The sequence below is a fragment of the Bradyrhizobium sp. Mp27 genome (assembly GCF_029953005.1).
Classification (GTDB): domain Bacteria; phylum Pseudomonadota; class Alphaproteobacteria; order Rhizobiales; family Xanthobacteraceae; genus Bradyrhizobium; species Bradyrhizobium barranii.
This window is the reverse complement of sequence record NZ_JASAUS010000285.1, coordinates 1-5,434: the sequence shown is the minus strand read 5'-3', so window position 1 is coordinate 5,434 and position 5,434 is coordinate 1. Positions and strand designations below refer to the sequence as shown.

Here is a 5,434-nt window from a genome sequence, read left to right as displayed (position 1 = left end):
TCGTCAGGCGGCGAAAAGCCGAAGGCAATCCTGTGCGCCTCGTCAGACAAGATGTGCGGCCGCATCAATCGGGCCCAAAAGCCGCACTCTCACGAATAGGACGGGCTAAAGGCCTGGGGCATGAAGCTCGCCAAGCGGATCGGCATGAAGAAGGCAAAGGTCGCCATCGCCCGAAAGATCGCCGTGATTCTCCACTGCATCTGGGTCGATGGCACATCGTTCGACTGGGGCCAGCCGAAGCCAATCTGATATTTGCTCGCAAGTTCCTGGTCCGGTCCGCCGGACTGGCGATGTCCCGCTGGTCGTGGTGACCTCGGTCAATCGGCTGGTGGCGGTTCGCCCGCACTCCGCTGCAAACGTTGAGGCGCCCGATCCGGACATCATCATGAGGCGCTCGCGACCTCGGAAAGGACCATGACCCCAGCTACGACATCAACCCAACCCGCTGAAGCCGCCAACGACGTCGATTGCCAATCCCGCTAGGCAATCGTCTCGCCATCCGCGATCGCTCCGTCTCCGCAACCTGACCAGCTCCGACGGAGCAATCGCTACCGGCGTGTCACTGGAGAGAGGAAGAATGGTAGCTTGACAACAAACCGCAATTAAAGGGCCGATTGACACCCTGGCCAGCTTATCGCTGGCAGGGCAGGAGCACGGCCGGACCATCCCACTCTCTGATGTCCCCAGTCAAGCACACAACGCACGGTTTTCCATCTCCACGAGGACTCATCGTGAAGTTCTTGCGCCGATGGATCGTGCAGAGGAGAAGGCGGAACCCAAAGACGTCGGTGAACAGGCTCTGATGCGCGGGTTGGATACCGCATTTCCGTTTTTTCGTCTGGGGCTGTCCCTGGTCTAGCGTCGGGCGTCGATCGGATGATCGGCCACATAATGGGTTTCAGGATTTCCCCTGCCGTGGTCCCACCTTCACCTCTGCACGATTGATGTCTGCGACTACCCTGATCCTGATTGCAACAAAGGGGGCTGTGGGCCGGTCGAGCGCACCTCACGACTCGAGCGGTCCACAGCCCCCAGCGACGTTACGCCTGTCGAGGTGGCATGAGCTCGCGATTGATTGCCCAAATGAAGGCGGATAGCTCTCGGGCAATCGCCGTGACGATTACGGTTCGCCGCTTGCCCTTCCGCTCGAGTGAGCGGAAGCGTCCGCACAATCTGGTTTGCGCTTTCCACGCAATCTCTCGCGCGCGTCTCGGTGCGGCCTCCACCTTTGGCTGCTTATCTCGGCTTACGCGCGGCGGATATCGATAGCTCCAGGCCGCCTCCACAAGAATACGTCGCGCCCGCCCATTACCGGCTTTGGTGATGCCGCCTCGCTTGACCTTGTCGCCAGTCGAGTTTTCCGTGGGCACCAGACCCAGATAGCTCATCAGCTCGCGCGGATTTTGAAAGCGGGAGAGATCACCGATCTCGGCCAGCACCCCCACAGCCGCGATGAGATCAATCCCCCGCATCGCCTGTAGGGCCGCGACAACCTCGGCAAGCGACCACTCGGGTACTACCTCGCGGATGGCATCTTCCAAACGCTCCATTCGCTCACTTTCGTGGCGTATCCCCTCAAGTAACTCTTCGAATGCGATGCGCTGCTCGCGATGCTCGAGCTTCTGCGACATCAGCCATCTCATGTGGGCGGGTCCCCACGTTTTCTTGCCCGGATAGATGCGTCCCAGCCGCAGCATCAATGACGAGATCTGCTGACGCTTGCCCTGGAGGTCCTTCTTCACTGCCTGACGGGCGCGCGAGAGATCGCGCATCGCCTCATGGCGCTCGTCCGGCACCCACACTGCAGTGAGCTCGCCCGCGCGCAACAGCTTGGCGAGGCTTACCGCATCGCGCCGGTTCGTCTTCACTCGATCGCCGGCCTTCTTCGGAACGAGCGAGGGGGCCACCACCAGGCAGTCATGGCCGAGGCTCTTGAGCAGTCTGTAGAGGCCATAGCCTGTCGGCCCTGCTTCGTAGCAAAACGTCAGATGACAGCATTTCGCTGCAAGCTTTGCCACCAGCTTTCGGATCGCTGCCTCCGTGGCAGGAAACTCCCCGAGATATCGTACCTCGCCGCCACGGCCGCCATCGGCAATGGCTATTGCATTGCGCGATTTTGACGTATCGATTCCGACAAAGACCTCGGTATGATGACCCACGACTCGCCCTCCTTGTTTGAGGCTCTGCCCGGTCCATCCAGGCAACCCTCGTCGCAACATCGAGGGTGAGTCGCCTCATTTTGTGGAGGGGACATACAGTCTCTGACCTCGCCGCCGGTTGTTTGACTGTTTCGGCGTTCAAAGTTCGGTGGTGAGACCGTCCTGTTTCCCGGCGCGACGGCGTGGCAGTCCTTGTAGGTTCCTAAGCCCCGACCAGAAAAGGGGTGGCATTTCGGATACCTCTCGCGCAAGCGGCCATCGCCTCTTATATTGTCGTCGGTGCCTAGGAGGAGATATGTCAGACCGGCGAGAGCTCTATCGGAGCCCGAATGGCGACGCATGGTTCATCGCTCGCGAGCCGGCAAGCGGTCATGCTTTCATCATCCACCAGCCCAATGCTCCCTCTGGTGGCCGCTATCTCACGTCGAGTTGGGTGAGTTCTTGCGTCGCGGAAGTGGCCCCGAACAGCAAGCATTGTTGTGATTGATCGGAATGCTGGTCGAGGTATCGCCTTTTGCGTGACAGGCCTCAGCAGTTCGCAGGTCATGGCGCTGGCCGACGTGTACGCCTTTAGTGTGGCAAGCGCGCATCTCGTGGCTGCGAGCGTTCGAACTTTACGAGTCTGAGCGTCAGACCGACGTTGGCCGCGCCTTTGTCACACCTCGTGCCTTTGAGGGGCTTTGCGCGCTGCGCTCTCAGGACATTTTCGCGATCGATCAACCGCTGAAGGTCACTGAAGGTACGAAAGCTGATCTTCCGTAACGACTCGCTCGATCCTCTCGGACTTGCACTTGATGCGGTACCTAACCCGTCCATCGGACTCGATGGGCATATGCTGTACGATGGTGTAAATCATTGGCCGTTCAGTTCCGGATCGTCCTTGTGGGCCTTGGGGTTGGTGGCGGACGTCTTCATTGAGCTTATAAGCATAGGACATGTGTTTACCTTACGGTTGCGGCTGCTCCAGCGGGGCTGGAATGCATCCTGTTGCTTCCGGATCCTGACGCGCTCACGTGCGAACCATTTTTACCTTGGCAGGGTTCTCTAATCCTCGAGTATGGATTTTGTAGCGTCGAATATCTGTTCCGCTGTGCCCTTGATTGTGCCCTTCGCCCACGCCTGAAACACGGCGACGTAGGCGTTCCTGTAAGCCTCTTCATCTGCAGAAAAGTAGACTTCGTCCGTGGCAGTATCCAAGACGAGCGCTCCTTTATCGATGCAGATTTCCTCGACTAAGACCAAGCGCTCTTCCTGCTCTGCCAGATGCCGCTTTACAATGCTCATTTGATCTCCTGCTTTGCGCTAATCCTACCACGTTTGTTGAATTGCACGACCGCCCAATGCACACACGAATCGTTTCGTAAAGAGGTTGAACAGGCCGCATCAGGCCGAGGGGGCGAACTTGACAACAGGCAAAGCATCCGCGGCTGCGGGGTACTCATGAAGTCTGTAAACATCGCCCGCAGTTTAGATCTTCCAACAGCCTTTGCTGCTCCTTCGCCAGGATAAAACTAGGAGTCAGCCATCCAGCGATCGGGGAAGCGAATACCAACGTCTACGCTCTTGACCTGGCTTCGCGAATCCAAACTGCCTTGTCGGCTCTTCTCTCAGCGACCACGCGCGATGATTTGAAGCGAAGCCACCGACGAGCTTGCTTATGCATCGCTTTGACCGGTTCAATCAAAAACCCCGCTCCCAATGATTTGGGAACGGGGCATGACCACAAGCTCTGCCAGTACATCCGCGGCGAAAGCGACAGGTCTGTCGTGCTCTTACTTAAGCAGCAGCACGAAGATTTTCGGCGGCGGACTTGCCCGTACGACGGTCTGCGACGACGTCATAAGACAGCGTCTGACCTTCGCTGAGAGTGCCCATACCGGCGCGTTCGACCGCGCTGATATGAACAAAAACGTCGTTGCTGCCGTTTGTCGGCTGGATAAAGCCGAAGCCCTTTTGGGTATTAAACCACTTCACTGTACCTGTGTTCATCACATCGTCCTTTCGTAAACGCGCAGGATCTGGCGCGCGGAGTTGCGGCCCGTCCGGTTAGTCGATGTTGGAGAATGTCTGAAACGTGCGCGCCGTCAGGAGTTGAGGCGAAAGCGGAACAGTTGTTCGGCCAGTATCGATATCTGAAACAATACACCATCAGTTGAGAGACTTCAATAAGAAAGCCAACGGGCTTTTCAACACGGTTGGTGGATTTGTTCCGAAACTGGTGACTGCTTGCGGGAATGACCTTGGGTGCTCGGAAATAGAGCGGCTCCTCGCCTGCACGACAAAAGGAGTCGGCCGGGCCCGGCGGCTTGAAATGCTTCCGCGAGCTTCACTTTTTGCACACTTTCCTGCATAGTTCGGCATGGCAAAAGTAAAAGTGAGTTTCAAACCGGTCCGTAACTCTGAAGGCGACTGGGCTATCATCGCCGAGTACCCAGGCGCAGAACCCCGAGAAATTATGGGTTTCACAAGCAAGACAGAAATTGACGATTGGATGAATGGAGAGCGTCGGATCGCATGGCTCCGATCCCAGGGTTACGCGAAGTGACATGATGGCTCCTTCCTCCAACTATCTTTGCAGGGTGATACGGCTCTGATCAATGAGTGCAAGGATCCAGTAATGACCGAACGGAAACGCTCCGCCCAGCAGCAGGTAGCCTTCGAGGCGGACCGCAAGGCGCAAAACCCAAACGGAGCGCGGCAAACGATTGCGGACAGTCAGGCCGATCCAGAGTTTCAGGAAAACCACAGACGTCTCAGAGCGGAGCGGTTAGCGCGAGAGATCGAGGGCAAGGCCGGCAGGTGAGGCTCTTGAAGTTCTATCGGGGATGTTCTTCCCGGTGGTGCGGATTTCAGGAGAGTGCCGCTTCGACGGTGTGTGAACCTAAGTAGTCGCAAATGGAGAAAGCCCGCTCGTTCCGGTGTCATGTTGAAGAAGTGAAAGCCGGCTTTGTAGGAGCCGTGCACAACGCTTGATGAACGTGCCCTGGATGACCGGCCGGCGGAGCACGCCGTGCGGCGAAGGCAGCTCGAGACCGACCGCGGAAGAAATCTAGTAAGCGAGAGCGAGAATCCTCGTCGATGCATCGAGCCCCGAGGGTACGTTCTCTAGAATGAAAGCCTTCTACACCGCCTCCTGACGTCAAGTCCGACTTTCCAATCTGGGTAAGCTAGTACCCGGAATCAGAGCTGAGTGATACGGCGGCCTTTGAAACGGCGTTGACGGACCTTTTTCTTGGTCCAGACGAAGGGCTCGGCTCTGTCGTTGTATGCGTTGA

General features: G+C 57.6%; 4 protein-coding genes and 1 pseudogene. 1 reads left to right on the top strand and 4 read right to left on the bottom strand.

The features are described from left to right. Positions 1-105: 105 nt before the first annotated feature. A pseudogene (locus QJT78_RS47955) lies at positions 106-249 on the top strand (IS110 family transposase); the annotation flags it as partial. Between the two features lie 791 nt (positions 250-1,040). On the opposite strand, the gene QJT78_RS47950 reads toward QJT78_RS47955, so the two are convergent. The 4 genes from QJT78_RS47950 to QJT78_RS47935 form a co-directional block, all read right to left on the bottom strand. After that, the gene (locus QJT78_RS47950) at positions 1,041-2,159 is read right to left on the bottom strand and encodes an IS110 family transposase (RefSeq protein ID WP_281460748.1); all 1,119 of its coding nucleotides are present in this window, start codon (positions 2,157-2,159) and stop codon (positions 1,041-1,043) included. Positions 2,160-3,203: 1,044 nt separating this feature from the next. After that, on the bottom strand, positions 3,204-3,443 hold the full coding sequence (locus QJT78_RS47945; protein WP_028154345.1) for a hypothetical protein: 240 nt from the start codon (positions 3,441-3,443) through the stop codon (positions 3,204-3,206). Between the two features lie 492 nt (positions 3,444-3,935). After that, entirely contained in the window at positions 3,936-4,148 is a 213-nt protein-coding gene (locus QJT78_RS47940; protein ID WP_028154346.1) for a cold-shock protein, read from the bottom strand. Between the two features lie 577 nt (positions 4,149-4,725). Then, positions 4,726-4,905, bottom strand: coding sequence for a hypothetical protein (locus QJT78_RS47935; protein WP_028154347.1), 180 nt, complete (start codon positions 4,903-4,905; stop codon positions 4,726-4,728). Positions 4,906-5,434: the final 529 nt, after the last annotated feature.